The 16,230-nt window shown below is 35.0% G+C and carries 13 protein-coding genes and 1 other annotated feature; of the genes, 7 read left to right on the top strand and 6 right to left on the bottom strand.

Going from position 1 to position 16,230, the window contains the following annotated elements; genetic code table 11:
• Window positions 1-190 precede the first annotated feature (190 nt).
• From AB3U99_RS17495 to ytxJ, 3 genes are all read left to right on the top strand, one after another.
• Window positions 191-634, top strand: a complete 444-nt coding sequence (locus AB3U99_RS17495) for a DUF948 domain-containing protein (RefSeq protein WP_400242833.1) — start codon at window positions 191-193, stop codon at window positions 632-634.
• 17 nt (window positions 635-651) lie between these two features.
• Window positions 652-1,119, top strand: a complete 468-nt coding sequence (locus tag AB3U99_RS17490; RefSeq protein ID WP_400242832.1) for a YtxH domain-containing protein — start codon at window positions 652-654, stop codon at window positions 1,117-1,119.
• 244 nt (window positions 1,120-1,363) lie between these two features.
• Window positions 1,364-1,690 carry a bacillithiol system redox-active protein YtxJ gene (gene ytxJ, locus AB3U99_RS17485; protein WP_400242830.1) on the top strand — a complete coding sequence of 109 codons (327 nt, stop codon included), beginning with the start codon at window positions 1,364-1,366 and terminating at the stop codon, window positions 1,688-1,690.
• A gap of 259 nt (window positions 1,691-1,949) precedes the next feature.
• On the opposite strand, the gene pilM is transcribed toward ytxJ, so the two are convergent.
• Complete coding sequence (pilM, locus tag AB3U99_RS17480; protein WP_400242828.1) at window positions 1,950-4,124, bottom strand: pilus assembly protein PilM; 2,175 nt, start codon at window positions 4,122-4,124, stop codon at window positions 1,950-1,952.
• Window positions 4,125-4,383: 259 nt separating this feature from the next.
• Between pilM and AB3U99_RS17475 the strand changes: the two genes are divergently transcribed.
• Window positions 4,384-5,460 carry a bifunctional 3-deoxy-7-phosphoheptulonate synthase/chorismate mutase gene (locus tag AB3U99_RS17475; protein WP_400248109.1) on the top strand — a complete coding sequence of 359 codons (1,077 nt, stop codon included), beginning with the start codon at window positions 4,384-4,386 and terminating at the stop codon, window positions 5,458-5,460.
• A gap of 394 nt (window positions 5,461-5,854) precedes the next feature.
• A complete protein-coding gene (gene ccpA, locus AB3U99_RS17470; RefSeq protein ID WP_400242827.1) occupies window positions 5,855-6,853 on the top strand; it encodes a catabolite control protein A in 999 nt (332 codons plus the stop codon).
• Between the two features lie 835 nt (window positions 6,854-7,688).
• On the opposite strand, the gene AB3U99_RS17465 is transcribed toward ccpA, so the two are convergent.
• Both AB3U99_RS17465 and AB3U99_RS17460 read right to left on the bottom strand, forming a co-directional pair.
• The gene (locus AB3U99_RS17465) at window positions 7,689-8,792 is read right to left on the bottom strand and encodes an IS110 family transposase (protein ID WP_400242826.1); all 1,104 of its coding nucleotides are present in this window, start codon (window positions 8,790-8,792) and stop codon (window positions 7,689-7,691) included.
• 527 nt (window positions 8,793-9,319) lie between these two features.
• Window positions 9,320-12,148, bottom strand: coding sequence for a transglycosylase domain-containing protein (locus tag AB3U99_RS17460; protein WP_400242824.1), 2,829 nt, complete (start codon window positions 12,146-12,148; stop codon window positions 9,320-9,322).
• A gap of 147 nt (window positions 12,149-12,295) precedes the next feature.
• Window positions 12,296-12,520, top strand: a binding site (T-box leader).
• A gap of 91 nt (window positions 12,521-12,611) precedes the next feature.
• On the opposite strand from AB3U99_RS17460, the gene tyrS reads away from it, so the two are divergent.
• Complete coding sequence (gene tyrS / locus AB3U99_RS17455; protein WP_400242822.1) at window positions 12,612-13,868, top strand: tyrosine--tRNA ligase; 1,257 nt, start codon at window positions 12,612-12,614, stop codon at window positions 13,866-13,868.
• Window positions 13,869-14,155: 287 nt separating this feature from the next.
• Window positions 14,156-14,920: a hypothetical protein gene (locus AB3U99_RS17450; protein WP_400242820.1), complete on the top strand. Its 765-nt coding sequence runs from the start codon at window positions 14,156-14,158 to the stop codon at window positions 14,918-14,920.
• Between the two features lie 229 nt (window positions 14,921-15,149).
• Here the strand turns inward: AB3U99_RS17450 and AB3U99_RS17445 are convergent, their stop codons facing one another.
• The 3 genes from AB3U99_RS17445 to AB3U99_RS17435 all read right to left on the bottom strand — a co-directional run bounded on the left by AB3U99_RS17445 (window position 15,150) and on the right by AB3U99_RS17435 (window position 16,221).
• Window positions 15,150-15,341 carry a DUF6440 family protein gene (locus AB3U99_RS17445; RefSeq protein WP_400242819.1) on the bottom strand — a complete coding sequence of 64 codons (192 nt, stop codon included), beginning with the start codon at window positions 15,339-15,341 and terminating at the stop codon, window positions 15,150-15,152.
• Window positions 15,342-15,475: 134 nt separating this feature from the next.
• Window positions 15,476-16,096, bottom strand: coding sequence for an ABC transporter permease (locus AB3U99_RS17440; RefSeq protein WP_400242818.1), 621 nt, complete (start codon window positions 16,094-16,096; stop codon window positions 15,476-15,478).
• Window positions 16,096-16,221: a hypothetical protein gene (locus AB3U99_RS17435; RefSeq protein WP_400242816.1), complete on the bottom strand. Its 126-nt coding sequence runs from the start codon at window positions 16,219-16,221 to the stop codon at window positions 16,096-16,098. Before AB3U99_RS17435 ends, AB3U99_RS17440 begins: the two co-directional genes overlap by 1 nt.
• Window positions 16,222-16,230 lie beyond the last annotated feature (9 nt).

Genomic DNA, 16,230 nt, shown 5'->3' with positions numbered 1-16,230 from the left:
AAACGGTAATAAAAAACATAAAATAAGAAAGATTCGTCCTTTTTCTATTGGTTTTCTCCACAAACTTGATCCATAGAAGATGAAAGGAAAGGAATCATTTGTTTCTGTAAGTTTTTCCAATTATAATAAAACTAAGGTTTTAGTCATAGCGAATGTGGGAAAAGACCAATAAAGTGGAGGTGCGATAAGGATGATAAATCTTTTATATTTAAGTGTAGCTTTAATAGCTATAGCATTTACGATTCTAGTCATTTATGTTGCAAGAACATTGAAATCATTACATATCACGCTTGATAGTGTTTCGAAAACACTTGTCGGGTTAGAAAGGCAACTAGATGGCGTAACAAGAGAAACAACTATTTTATTACAGAAAACGAATGATTTAGCTACAGATATTCAACAAAAATCTGAAAGTTTAAATTCAGTTGTAGATGCAGTCAAGGATGTAGGAACAAGCGTACAAGGCTTTAATCACTCTGTTCAAACGATTACGCAAAATGTAGAAAATACGCTTACGAAAAATCAAGATAAAATAGCTCAAATTGTTCAATATAGCAAAGTATTTATGAATATCAAAGATCAATGGCAAGCTAGGAAGGCAGAACAAAATCGAACGCGAGTAAGAAGTAATTAAAAGGAGGATGTTTAATAATGAAGCGAGAACAAGAAATAAACCATGCAAATGAAAACTCAAGTACGAAGGATTTTCTAGTCGGTGCCATTTTAGGTGGGGTTGTCGGAGCAGCTACAGCTTTATTTCTTGCTCCAAAGCCTGGTAAAGAATTGCTTCATGATTTGAACGGACAAGCAGGAGCGTGGAAGGAAAAAGGGATTGAATTAACGGATACAGTAAAAGAAAAAGGTACAGAGTTCATTTCCATTGCGAAAGATAAAACAGACCAGATAAGTGATGTAGTTACTAAAACTTCCGTTGATATTATGGATAAGGTAAAAAATACGAATGCACAAGATAATCCTGCTGACCATTTTGATGAACTGAAAGAAAAGGCATCTGATTTAAGTGCTAGTTTAAAAAGTTCGGAATTTGATGAGATTCAACAAAAATTAGAAGAAACAAAAAGAGCATTTGATGAGACAGAAAGTAAATACAATCATTGATAGTTACTATATTTGTATAAAATATAGTTAAGGTTTGCAGTCTATATACCATTTGCTTTCTGCGTTCAAAGAGAGCCAATCTTTTAGGATACAGGCAGGAAAGAAATACTGTATATAGGCTGTATTATTACATGCTATTTTAAGTGATTTTTTATATGTAAGATGCAGTTGAAGAGACTTCACTCTCTAATGGAAAGCGGTTATCATTCTATAATTATATATGTCATATAAAGGATGGTTATAAATGAAAAAAATAGACACAGTTGATAAATTTGAAGAGCTTGTTCAAAGCAAAGCTGTTTTTTTGTTGGTTAAGCACAGCTTGACATGTCCAATTAGTGCAAATGCTTTTGATGAATATAAACAATATGCGGAAGAAAAGAAAGAAATCGATACATACTATTTAGCTGTACAAGAGTCTAGAGCATTATCTAACTACATTGCTGAAAATTATCAAGTAAGGCATGAATCTCCTCAAGCGCTACTTTTTGAAAACAATCATATTGTTTGGCATGCATCGCATGGAAAAATAACTGTAGATTCTTTACAAAAAGCTGTGACCGAAAGATAAAGAAGGTAGTACATAAGTATTCAGCCTAAGATAAGCTAAAAACAATGATACAAAAACACAAATAACCGAGCTTGCGAAAGTAGCTTTTTTAAAGGTAAATATCTTTACAGATTATCTTTTCAGCTGTATTTCACACTCTTTCATTAATAGGTGCTATTTAGTATAAGGGGCAAGGTTTTGAATAGAATTTTCTGTAAAAAAAGGAAGTCGGAGATGGTGTTCTGACTTCCTTTTTTAATTTTAAATAACCTACATAATTTTATTTGCTTATAGTCGGACTTCCTGGTTTAACAGGCCAAACAATTGATAACTTATCGTCTTTTTTTATAGGGGTTAAAAAGGTTGCACGTTCTCCATTTCGTAAGAGCTGAAAAGTTCCTCCGCCATTTTGAGGCATATTAATATTCACGAAAGCGAATAGGTCTTGAAATAAAAAGCCTTCAAATGGTTTTTGCTCTATTCTAATGTCATCTCCGCTGTATAAAAGGTCATCCAGTTGAAGTATTTGTCCTTTTCTTTTTATTTGTGCTAATTGTTTTGTAAGGGTTATTTTTTGATCATTAAAATAGACAGGAAGTACTTGGTACATTAAAATTTGTTTTCTTTCTGTCAATTCTTGAACGGTTGGTGTTATTCTTTTTTCTAATATAATTTGATCATTGTGTTCAAAAAGCTGACTTAAACGGCAAGGCAACCCATTCTTTATGATTTTTCCAGAGAAAGCAGGAAGGATCGTTTCTTTTCCATTTATTAAGAGTTGGAATGGCTGAAGCTCATCAATAAGATGGGTTAAATGCAGTGATTTTAATGCCTCGTGAATCGTAGTATCTGCGTGATATACGATAATATCTTTATCTTCTATTTGGTAATCATTTGAAATGGCTACTCCATTGCAAATAATCTTTGAATGAATCGTATAGCTTTTATGATTAATAATAATATTTTTGTCTGATGCTGTATCAATTAAGTCCTTTATTTGAACAATTGCTTGTTCTCCATCTTTTCCACGGTAAACCGTTAATGATTCTCCATCCTCCACGGTATCTTCTAATGAGCAGGGCATTCCTTTTCTTAAAATAGTCGGTCCTTTGCCATGACTTCCTGGAATGGTTATTTTTTGTTTATTTATAGTCACAATCATTGCATTGCCTGGTTTTCCATATAGCTGGTTCATTTTTATGCCCGATGCCAAAATACAATCTCCAACGGTTAATTTATTTACTTCAAATAATCTGACAGGTTGTTCATTAATATAAACCGTTTTATATTGGACTGGTGATTTTTCAGCAGTGATAGCGATGCCGATAGGTGTTACAAGTTCTGGCCCAAAGTTGAAGGACTCTTCAAAGGTTAGTTGGGTGATAGCGTCGATTCCTCGAATCGCAACTCGATTAGCAGGCAAATTTAGCATTTCTGCAATTTTTAGCTGTAATGCCGGAGTTTGGCTTCCGCCGCCGACAAGCATTACTGCTTTCGGTGATTTGTGATTATTTAACGAAAGAATTTCCCTACAGATTGTATCAGCCAATTTATCTAGTGCTGGCTCAATTTCTTTAATGACCTCCTCTTTATGCAATTCAGTCGTAAATCCAAGGATATCTGAAATCGAAATATGATCATTTTGGGATAATTCTCTTTTTGCCTTCTCTGCCAGTGGAAAGTCTAATAAGTATGCATCACTTAGTGCCTCGGTTATTTCATCTCCAGCAACAGGGACCATTCCATAGGCAATTACCGTACCAGAATCAGTAATTGCGATATCGGATGTTCCAGCACCAATGTCTACTAAAGCAACATTTAACCTTCTCATAGAAGGGGGAATAAGTACATTGATGGCTGCAATTGGTTCTAGCGTTAAAGCTTGCATTTCTAAATTTGCTCGATGCAAGGCTGCTATCAGTGATTCCACAACAACCTTAGGTAAAAATGTAGCGATGATTTCTACCTTTGCAATTAAACCTTGCTGGTCGATTAAGTTACCCATCTCTTGATCATCTAGAGAATAGTGAAGAACCGAATAGCCAACACAGTAATAAAATTGACCTTTATCACGCTCGTTTTTTTCTGCGACAGAGCTTTGAGCTTGCTGGACTGCAGTTAATTCCATATGTAATATATCTTCTTTCGTAATTAGCGGTTTTCTTTCTATGTTCATTTCATAAGATGCACGTTCTGTCTTTAATGCTCTTCCAGCAGCTGCAACACTAACTTTTTCCAAAGGTCCATGTTTTATTTCTAATTGATTTTTTATCTCTTTAATAATTTTTGATACGGCTAATACGTCATGAATTTGACCATCCAACATTGCTCTTTCTGTATGTTCAATGGCTAAAAGGTCAGAAACATGATAATTATCCTCTTTTTTTTCTAAGATAATTCCCACAACGGAGCGAGTACCAATATCTAATGCAAATAGTTTTTCATTATTTTGCACAGAAAAACACCTTCTTTTTTATTTAAATATAGACCCTTGTTCAATGCCTAATCATTTATTAACTTATCAATTAAACGCTTTAACGCTTAAAAGCGTTTAATTATTAAAGAAAAATAGTGACAAGGCGATAAATATGATTTATAATTAATCCAATTAAGAGAAATGTAACATATTTTTATATTTGTATAAAGAATCTAGGCGAATTGTATAATTGAATTATACGGTTTTGGTCTTTTTTAATGAAGGGATGAGGATGATTGTGAGTAATAAGGAATTGGAAGAATTACGTAATCGTGTAGATGAGTTAAACTTAGAAATTTTAGAAAAAATTAATGAACGTGCAAGCCTTGTTCAAAAAATTGCGCAAACAAAAGTTACCCATGGTGCACATCGATATGATCCAGTACGTGAAAGAAAAATGCTTGATCATATTTTAAATAAAAATGATGGCCCATTTGATAATGCAACTATTTCTCATTTATTTAAGCAAATTTTTAAAATGGGCTTACAATTACAACAAGAAGATGATAGCAAAGCATTATTAGTATCCCGCAAGAAAAAGGCAGAGGATACAATTGTTGATATTAAAGGAACAAAAATTGGTGATGGTACGCCAAAATTTGTGTTTGGTCCTTGTTCAGTTGAGTCTTATGAGCAAGTGGCTCAAGTTGCTGCATCGGTTCAAGCAAAAGGGCTAAAGCTTCTTCGTGGAGGTGCGTTTAAGCCGAGAACATCTCCTTATGATTTCCAAGGTCTTGGCGTAGAAGGTTTGAAAATATTAAAAAGAGTCGCTGATGAATATGATCTAGCCGTAATAAGTGAGATTGTCAGTACGGAACATATTGAAACGGCATTAGAGTATATTGATGTCATTCAAATTGGTGCACGTAATATGCAAAACTTTGAATTATTAAAAGCTGCTGGAAGTGTGAAAAAACCGATTCTATTAAAACGTGGATTAGCAGCAACGATAGAAGAATTTATAAATGCTGCAGAATATATAATGTCCCAAGGAAATGACCAAATTATCCTTTGTGAACGTGGAATTCGTACGTATGAGCGTGCGACAAGAAATACATTAGATATTTCTGCTGTTCCTATTTTAAAACAGGAAACGCATCTACCAGTATTTGTTGATGTTACCCATTCGACAGGAAGAAAAGATCTATTATTACCATGTGCAAAGGCAGCTTTAGCAATTGGAGCAGATGGTGTAATGGCAGAGGTTCATCCTGATCCTGCTGTAGCGTTATCTGATTCCGCACAGCAAATGGACATCGGACAATTCGATGAATTTTACCGAGCAATACAATCTACACCATTTGTAAAAGCATAATATTTATATAAAAAGCTTCTATTTGGAACTGCCCCGTAAATGTTAGGCACTCTACTAACATTTACGGGGTTTTTTATATTAAAAATACAACATTATTTAATAAATTGTATCTTATACACTAATATGACAAATTCATTTATGTTTTTCTACGTTTTATGGTAAACTGAATGGAAGAATGCTCAAATTAGAGGTTTTTTAGCTTAATGATGAAAAAAAGTCGTTTTTTTGAAAAAAAATGAAAGCTTGTCATTGCAGCTTTTACGACGATATCGTATCATTAGTACATAATTAGACAAGATTAGCTAAAATGAAAATCGTTTATGATTAGGAAGTAGCTTCTTGCCGTAAAATAATAGAAAGAAATTAGATCGACTAAAAGGAGTGCAAAATAACAATGAATATAACAATATATGACGTTGCAAGAGAAGCGAGTGTTTCCATGGCAACCGTTTCCCGTGTTGTTAATGGAAACCCGAACGTAAAGCCAACAACAAGAAAAAAGGTTCTAGAAGTTATAGATCGATTAGGATATCGTCCTAATGCAGTAGCAAGAGGGCTTGCAAGTAAGAAAACAACAACTGTTGGAGTAATTATTCCAGATATATCAAGTACCTTCTATGCAGAATTAGCTAGAGGGATTGAGGATATTGCTACAATGTATAAATATAATATTATCTTAAGTAACTCCGACCAAAATAAAGATAAAGAGCTACACTTATTAAACACGATGTTAGGAAAACAAGTGGATGGTATTGTATTTATGGGTGGTAATATAACAGAGGAGCATGTTAATGAGTTTGAGAAGTCACCTGTGCCAATAGTTCTTGCTGCTAGTATAGAAGAGAGCAAAAAGATTTCTTCTGTTAACATTGATTATGCTCAGGCTGCATATGATGTGGTTACTAGCTTTGTTGAGAAAGGACATAAGTCAATCGCAATTGTCCTTGGGTTCTTAGAAGAGCCAATTAATAAAAATGAGAAATTAGGCGGTTATAAGAAGGCATTAGAGGCTGCTGGAATCGCTTATAATGAAGATTTAGTAATTGAAGGAGATTATACCTATGAATCTGGTATGGAATCTTTTGATAAATTAATGGAAATTGATAATAAACCAACCGCTATCTTTGTTGGTTCAGATGAAATGGCTTTAGGGGTTATTCATGGAGCAGAAGATAAGGGATATAAAGTTCCGGAAGATTTTGAAATTGTGACATCTGATAATACAAAATTAACATTAATGGTCCGTCCGCAACTAACAACTGTTGTACAGCCTTTATATGATATAGGGGCAGTAGCAATGAGATTGCTGACAAAATATATGAATAAAGAAACGGTAGAAGATCATATTGTAACGCTTCCACACCGTATTGAATCTCGTAAATCAACAAAATAATGATTTATTAAAAACCAAAGCTGGAGAAAATTCTAGCTTTGGTTTTTTGTATAGGAAAAAGATTAAGGTTTTGGGAAGGTGTTTGTAATAAGGCTAAAAAGAAGAGGCTGGGACAAAACTAAATAAAACTAATCTTTAAAGACGAACAATTTCTAATTTTGCTCTTAAATAAAGCTACTTTCTCATGATGGTTATCTATGTTTTTAAATATAGTCAAGTGTAAAACTAAGTCGTTCCATTGCGCTACAGACGCTCGATGCGCCGTGGAGGAAGCTGAGCCTCCTGATATGAACGAAACTGTCAAGGTTCCCACTACACCATTCGTTTTTAGGTATTTTAAGGCAACTTTAAGTAAAGAAGCTAATTTTCGAGCTTCTTTTTTTGTATGGGTTTTAGCCAAATTTGGCTAAATAGTCTCCTTCTTTAGCTTACCAACCTAACTTCCTAACTTAGAATTGCGGTCAAGTGCTTTCCTTGACGGTAATTCTAAGTTAGGAGACACTGCTAAAAGCTAAGGAAGGGATAATCCATTAACTGACACCTCCTATAAAGGTTATTTGAATAGATAGTAAGAACACGGCACGAAGGCAAAAATCTAATGACTGCGGTTTAGCATTCTGATATTCGTGGATTTACACATTTTATTTTTCCGTATAAAGGCCTAGCCACTAACTCGCGGCGTGCGTTCACCTATTTCGGCTAGCACAGAGGAGGCACGTGGATTATCCTTCCCGGTATTTTTTTGCCTCCGAGCCCTGTTCTCAAGTATCTAGTATTTTTCTTCCCGTCCTACCTATCCGACTATATTTTTCAAAAACTAACCCTAACTAAAGTTCTATACTTCTTGTACTTCTTGTCCAATTGCCCAAATAAAACCTGCTAATTCTCTTGCTACCGCGACAATCGCTTTATTCTTTTCTTTTCCTTTAGAAACTAATCGAAAGTACTTTTTATGAAGACGGTTCTGCGCTTCCCAAGAAATAGAGTGAATCGTTGGCGGTAAGTGTTCTAAACGCTTTTTTAATTCTCCCCTGACTGCTGGTTGATACAAATAACTCCAGGCGGCTTCTATTAACAATCTGCGGACATGACGATTCCCTGTTTTCGTAATGGCCCCCTGCCGCCTTTTTTCCCCACTTGAGTATTCACTTGGAATTAAACCGACGTATCCCATCAGTCCTTTAGGAGTAGAAAAGCGTCTAAAAGAACCAATTTCTGCGGCAATACTGGTCGCGGTGACAAGGGCAATCCCTCGCAGCCCTTGTAAAGTTTGAACGATAGGCGCATGAACTCCTTCTTGGGCATGCATGTTCATTTCCATTTCATATCTTTTTACTCGTTGTTCTAATTCTTTCAATTGATGATAGTATTCTTGAAAGACTAATCGTAAAGTGGAACTTTCAAACTTCAACGTATTTAACCATTCACGATATTTTTTTGTCCATTTATTAACACCTTTAGGTGGGTGGATATCATTACGCAATAAAAACTTACTTAACCGATGCTTCGCTCTTAGCTCATCCTCCTTGGCATCTTCCCTTGCTCTTACTAAATCTCGAAGTGCTTCATCATCTGGAGTGGGAACATAAATCGAAGATAATTCATTTGCGCGATAAAGCTGGGCGAGACGAATGGAGTCTCTTCGATCTGTTTTAATTCGATCTCCAGGTCTTGTCGGAATTAAAGTAGGGGCAATCACTTCACAATGAACATGTAAGGAAGATAATAACCGATATAAAGGGTATCCAGTGGGACCTGCTTCATAACACATTCTAATAGTTTCAGGTTGTCCAAGTTTTTTTACTAGTTTTCTAATCGCTTCTGGTGTATGAGGAATGACCCCATAGTATCTTGGTTCTTCTCTTCCTTCCTCCGCAATTGCCACTGCAATTTTTTCTTTTGATACGTCTAAACCTACATATTTTGTGGTATTCTTCATAATATAACTAGCTCCTTCCGTAATGTAGCTCTGATTTGGTTTTTGTTTTGGTTCACTAAACAATATTCCCAAATTAACCTACGAATTTACGTGTAAGGGGCTAGTTTCGTTCATTATAACTCGCTGCGCTGCGGGGTCTAAAGCGTCTTCTATTTCCCGCAGAAGTCGAGTGTCCTCCGCTCCATTCCACTTCGTTTTTTAAAGTCTTTTCTAGAATTTTTTTAATAGAAAAATTTAATTATATGGAAGAACTGAGCAGTCTGAATACACGTAGACTCCTATGGGAGCTACGAGAAAGTCCGAGAACCTGCAGGAACGCAGTGACGAAGCGGCTCGGCGCTCGCCCCATGGAAAGCGAAGTCATTCAGACTGCGGGTAATAGGAACAGACTTTTTGAAACCTTCTTTTTAAGACAAAAACACGAACAAAAAATGGATCTGCGTCACATAAATGTTCGTGTTTATTATTAGTTGAAATGCTTATCTCCCAGCATCTTCAAATATGCTTTAATTATTCTCTTTCTCTAATTAGCCATCATCCTTGGTTTGTTCTGCATTGTTTTGTTGGTGCTCTTGTTTCGTTTTTTCTTCACTATTTTCTTTTTGATTGTCGGACTTTTCTTCTTGCACTTTTCCTATAACAATTTCATTTGATGCTTGTGATTCTTTCCCAGCGATATCAACAGCCTTGACGATAAAGGTTCCATTTCCTGCTTTAAAGCTCAATGTATTTTCTGCTTTTATGCTTTTTACTTTTTTCCCATCCTTATATACATGATAGCCAATAACATCTTTTTCATTATGTTTATTCCATGTAATCGTGTCGCCTTTATGACTTATTTTCAATGCACTAGGTATCTTACCGTTGTCTTCAATCTTATTATTTGGAATGATAAGATTCTTCAGCTTTGGATTATTTTCGCTTAGGATACTTGGATCACTAATGCGTATTCCAAATAATTTTTCAATGTAATCAGGATTTAGCATTAATCCTTCTTCGGAAAATTCACTTGGTGTTGAATCTAAGGCCATGTATTTTTTATTGTTAATTTGTACATACTTTCCTGCTACTAAGCTATCATCCCTTTTGGATGGAACTGTACCAGATTTAAATAAATCGGTAGTAACTAACCCAGCTTTTGAGCATCCCTCAGAAGGTAATAGTCCAGAAATGGAACACACAGATTGTCTTACGATTCCACCAGGCATTTTAAAGCTTTCTGAAGGATCTACAAGCTCAGGAGCAACATCATAAGCTGCGTTCAGTAAGTCTGCCCACAAATAGTTAGTTCGGTTACTATAAGAAGGCAGCGAACTAGTTTGTAAAGATTTTGGTGTATCATAACCAGTCCAAACCCCAAATGTTACATTTGGATTTGTCGCAACTAACCAAGAATCCTTAAAATCTTGCGCAGTTCCTGTCTTACCAGCCCAGTCAGAATTAAATTTTAGGCGGCTGTTAACAGAAGCAGCTGTTCCGCGATTCATGACATCTCTCATCATATCTAATGTTAAGTATGCAGTTTGTGGACTAAATACATCGACAGGTTTAACTTCATGTTGATAAATAACATTACCATTTTTATCTTCAATTTTCTCAATCATATAGGCATCAATAAATTTGCCATTATTAGCAAAGGTCGAATAAGCATTGGAATTTTCTTCAACTGTTACTCCAACCTCAATTCCGCCAATAGCCGCGGATCTGTTTGAATAGTCAGCGGGAGCTAATGAAGAAATACCCATTTTTTCTAAGAATTTCATTGGGTTTTGTGGCAGGATATCAACATATGCTTTTACTGCTGGGACATTATATGATTGTTGTAATGCATATCTTGCCGTTACTAAACCGTGAAATCTTGAATCATAGTTGTTTGGCCAAACATTCCCTGGAGCACTAGGGTTTAATTTTAATGGAACATCTGGTAAAACACTCCCAGGTGATAGTGTTCCAAGCTCAATAGCTGGAGCATATACTAATAGTGGTTTCATTGTTGAACCATTTGATCTTACACTATTTGTAGCATGGTTTGTTGCTTCTCTGGTATAATCACGCCCTCCAACAAAGCTTAAAATAGCACCAGTCTTGTTTTCTATCAGAATTGCTCCAGTTTCTACAGGTTCCATTATCGTAATCTTTTCCTTTGTTTCTGGATCAGTTACTTGTTGCGGCTTATCTGGCCCAAAAAGTGAATAATTTTTAACTGTCTTTTGTTGAATATCATAAATTTCTTTGTTGATGGTACTATGAATTTTATAGCCGTTTTGATGGATTTGACGGTCAGCAATTATATTGTACTGTTCTGCTAATATGTCATCTGCTTGTAAGTCTTCTTTTGTATATCCGTCTTCTTTTGCTAACAGCTCAGCAATAATTTCTATACTTCTTTGTTGTATCTCAATGGTTACTGCTGGATAGTCTTCAATCGGGCTTTTTTTAGGACCGATAAAATCTTTGGTTATATCATATGCTATTGCTGCCTCATAATCTTTTTTAGAGATTTTTTCTTGATCATACATTCTGTTCAAAACAGTTTTCATCCGGTTTAATCCAGGATCTAAGTCCTTTTTCAGCTTTCCTTCCTGGGTAAAAGGAGTATAACCAAATGGACTTTGCGGGAGTCCTGCAATAAATGCAGCCTGCGGCAAAGTTAAGTCTTTAGCCTCAACTCCAAAGATACCGTTAGCTGCTGATTGTACACCAGCAATATTTCTTCCAGAAGAATTTCTTCCAAAAGTTGAAACATTTAAGTATGCTTCTAATATTTCATCTTTTTCAAAAAATTTCTCTAGCCTCAGCGCAAGTAATATTTCCTTTGCTTTTCGTTCAAAAGACACTTCATTTGTTAAGATTTGATTTTTTATCAATTGTTGTGTTAACGTACTTCCTCCTGATTGAGTGGAAGTGTTAGCAACTTCTTGAAATAATGCACGGAAAATTGCTTTTGGGACTACTCCGTTATGTGTATAGAAATTTTCATCCTCTGTAGCAATAACGGCATCCTTTAAATATGGTGAAACATCTTCAATTTTTACTTCTTCCCTTTCAAGGTCAGTAGGAACCTTCCCTAGAAAATCATTGTTGGCAAAGTATAATTCGGATGTTTCTTCATAATTGTAGATTTCTTTTTGCATTGAGGCATAAGGACGGATTGGCTCATCCTTAACAAGTGATGCAAAGTAGCCTGCACCAATTCCGAGCCCAAAAGCACCACCTATCACGATAATAATGATAAATAGCAAGGTAACATTCCATGTTACCTCATAGGTTACACGTGCTCCTTTTAGTGTTCTTTTATTGGTGAAGAAGTTTGTAAAATGGTTTAATGCATTTTTCCACTTCGGCCTTTCATTCATGGTATCATTCCCCCTAAAATCACATACATTATAGCATAAAGAAGAGGGGAATATAGACAGAGTTCGATATTTTTCCTGTTTTTTCGAATAATTGTTTGACATTAACAGCTTTTTTATGGTAAAAATAAGCTAACTATATATTGATTCGTTATTGCTTTGAAGGGAAGAAGTAGTTCTTTTATCACTATTAACAGAGAGCCATTGGTCGGTGTAAAATGGTATAAATAAAAGGATGAATTACCTCCTGGAGCTTTCACTGGGAAAGTTATACTAATTAGTAGCAGTGAACGGCATGAACCGTTATTCTAAATGAAGTGGAGAATCTATTTTTCTCAAGTTTGGGTGGTACCGCGCTAATTTGGCGTCCCTGCATTTATATATGCGGGGACTTTTTTGCGTTTATTTTTAACCAATAACGAAAAAATATGATAAGAACACTACTATTATTAATGGAGGAATATAGATGAACTTATTAGAAGATCTTCAATGGAGAGGGATTATTTATCAACAGACAGATGAAGAAGGCTTGAAAGAACAATTAGCAAAAGGAATGACTAGTTTGTACTGTGGAGTAGATCCGACTGCTGACAGTATGCACATTGGACATTTATTGCCGTTTCTAACATTAAGACGTTTCCAAAATGCTGGTCATCGCCCGATTGTATTAGTGGGTGGTGCTACTGGTTTAATCGGGGACCCGAGTGGAAAAAGTGAAGAAAGAAAGCTGCAAACATTAGATGTAATCGGACATAATGTGAAATGCTTGCAAGCACAATTAGAAAGAATCTTTGATTTTGATGGAACGAATGGTGCAGTGATGGTGAATAACTATGACTGGGCAGGGAAAATGGATATTGTAACATTCCTGCGTGATTATGGAAAGCATATTGGTATTAATTATATGCTAGCAAAAGATACGATTGCGAATCGTTTAGAAACAGGAATTTCCTTTACGGAATTCACGTATACGATTTTACAAGCGTTAGACTTTTTACATTTATATGAAAAGCATGATTGTAAATTGCAAATCGGCGGCAGTGACCAATGGGGAAATATTACAACTGGATTAGAATTAATTAGAAAAAATATGCCAGAAGGTGCAAAAGCATATGGATTAACGATTCCTCTTGTAACAAAAGCAGATGGTACAAAGTTCGGGAAAACAGAAAGTGGGGCTGTTTGGTTAGATCCTGAAAAAACAACACCATATGAGTTTTATCAATTTTGGATTAACACAGCGGATGCAGATGTAATTAAATATCTAAAATTCTTTACTTTCCTTTCGAAGGAAGAAATTGAATCATTAGAAAACTCTGTACAAGAAGAAGCGCATCTGCGTAAAGCGCAAAAAACATTAGCAGAAGAAATGACAAAATTAATTCACGGCGAAGCAGCACTTGAACAGGCGCAAAAAATAACTGCAGCATTGTTTAGTGGAGATATTAAAAACTTAACAGCAGAAGAAATTAAGCAAGGCTTTAAAGATGTGCCAACCTATGAGCATACAGAAGGAGAAGCGCTTCTTGTTGATTTACTTGTTGCAGCAGGGATTGTATCCTCTAAAAGACAATCGCGCGAAGATATAACCAATGGTGCTGTCTATATCAATGGGGAACGGAAACAGGCATTAGATTGTGTTTTGACAGACGAAGATCGTATTGAAGGACAGTTTACTGTAATTCGACGCGGGAAGAAAAAATATTATTTAATTAAGTTTTAAAGGAGAATGCCCCAAAAGGAAGAAATTTGGGGCATTTTTTAATGAAAGAGAGGGTGCTGTATATTCAAGCTGAGGATGGAATGGTGAAGAAGCTTTCTTCGCGATTCCTTTTTTTTAATGGCAACATTTTGTTACAATATATTGTCTAAAATGTGAAAGAGTTATATTTTCTTCCAATTGCAATCTGTTTATCCTATAAAATGCTTTATACTTATAGACATAAACAAATAATTAAAGGAGGGAGAAACGGGAAGATGTAGAATAGACTTACTTCTCCTGTGAAATCCATGAAATTAAACAGTGAAGTATTAAATGTACCGTCTCCTTTTTTAGAGTATATAGTAATGCGGATGTTTATGATGAAGTATTATGAAAAAGATCATTACTCCATAGCTTTCCAGTACCCTTTAAGTCATTTTGATAGCAGTTATGTAATACCTGAATTTCAAATGCTTTTTGATAAAGTAAGATGGAAAAATAATGTTGTTACTCTAACCAATTTGCGCCAAGAAATATACGATCAAATAGTAACAAAAGTAAAACGTCGGGATATTCAGTCCTCTTATTTTGCGATAATAAATTATATAAATAAACAGATGAAAGTGGAGGATCGAATGGATGTCTTTCCGACAATCTTAACTGGTGATCTCGTTTCGCCAGAGTGGAGTCTGGGTGTTCAAAATGAGGGAGTCATAGAGTTATTCAAGAATCAAAGGGTTTTAGGAGATAGGGAGAGCTATACATCTGAAAAGAACGATTTGGAATTTCAAAAGATAATTTGTCAGGTAGTCCATGAATACTGGCTAGTGTATGAACAAAAGCGTGAAAAAACGGTTATTCAAATTAGTCTGCCAAACATTAAATATACAAGAGACTTAGAGATCAAAATAAAAGAATTGTTCTTTCCGTTTTTTCATCAAGTTCAAGTAGCAACATTTTTTTATGAGGAAGGACTTTATATTAATAATATCCTCGTGAGAAGACCGCGAAAAAAAGAGAAGATTGATTGGGGAGAACTGCTTTTTCCATTGGGAGAAGAAAGAGACTTTTAATAAAAGAGTAGGATAAAAAGATTAAAAGGATCTTTTTCAGCATCTTCGCTAATAATAACCCTTGATTCCATAAGGAAATCTGAGCAGATTAGGTATTAATCTGCTTTCTTTAGTGATGAAGATAATATCATGAAAAAGTGGATAATGATATTAATTTTCGTACTTTCGATTGTTTTAAGTTGATACAGAGCAATCATTCTTAAAGAAGATTGCTCTAAGGTAAAAATGATTAATTAGGCTCCACTATTACTTCACCATTCTCGTCTAATAAAGGTGTAAGAGTGCATCCTTGCGCACTCCATGTGTATAAATAGTTAACACCTGTTTGACGATCAACCCATATGGATATTAGACTACCCTGCTGATAATTTTGTATCAATTTTTCATCAAAACGTTTATCATCTTTTTTACTAAACATCATTTATCACTCCTTATGAAAACTTTTTAAACTATTTAAAATCTAATTTCTCCTACAATTAATAAATAATTCTACTGGCCCATTCATTTCTACCTATTAGAATTAAATAATGTATTTTCGATTTTTTACTTACAGTGTTAACTATCTAATCCATTTTTCTTGTAAGCATAAACAAAGATAACGAAAGAAATAATGAACCAACCGAAGAGAACACTAATATCAGTTAGATTCCATTGATATCCAGTCTCAGAATATATGCTGTTTGCAAAGTTTGTTAACACACCTGTATAACTGTAGTCTAGAATTGCGGACAAATCCTCTTGAAACTGTTTTATTGCAGGTACTGATGTTAAAAGTAATGTAATAGGCAGTGTATATAAAGATGTTTGTGTTTGGTTTTTCGTAAGGATTCCAATAATATATCCAATTATAAGACTGATCAAGCTAGCTATTGTTGTCATTAACAAGTAACTTCCAAATTGAACCTCTCCAAAAGAGGAACCACTTACAGGAATCATGAGAATATTCACTAGAATCAGGATAAATAATGGAGGCAGAAGAGACCCAATCAAGTACTCTAAGCCGTTTACGGAAGATGTCATTAGAACTCTTAAAGTGTTTTTTTCCTTTTCTTCTGCTAAAGGGCCACTGCTCATTGAAATACCAGCTATTGCGATGTTAAAAACAATCCCGAAGCTAAGGACAAATGCATTCGTAGAAAAACTAATTCCTTCCTCATTTACATCTAAATCTGGCATTATTTTTTTATAGCAAATACAAACCCTAATGCAAGAATGGGGCCTAATATCACACCGGTATTACTTAATAACGTCTGAAACTTCATTCCTACGATTGCTTTTATCTTTCTTAATGAAATTTTCAAAGTAATTCC

It is taken from the genome of Niallia tiangongensis, assembly GCF_044704065.1.
In the GTDB taxonomy this organism is placed as follows: Bacteria; Bacillota; Bacilli; order Bacillales; family Cytobacillaceae; genus Niallia; species Niallia tiangongensis.
This window is presented reverse-complemented; position numbering and strand designations above follow the sequence as displayed.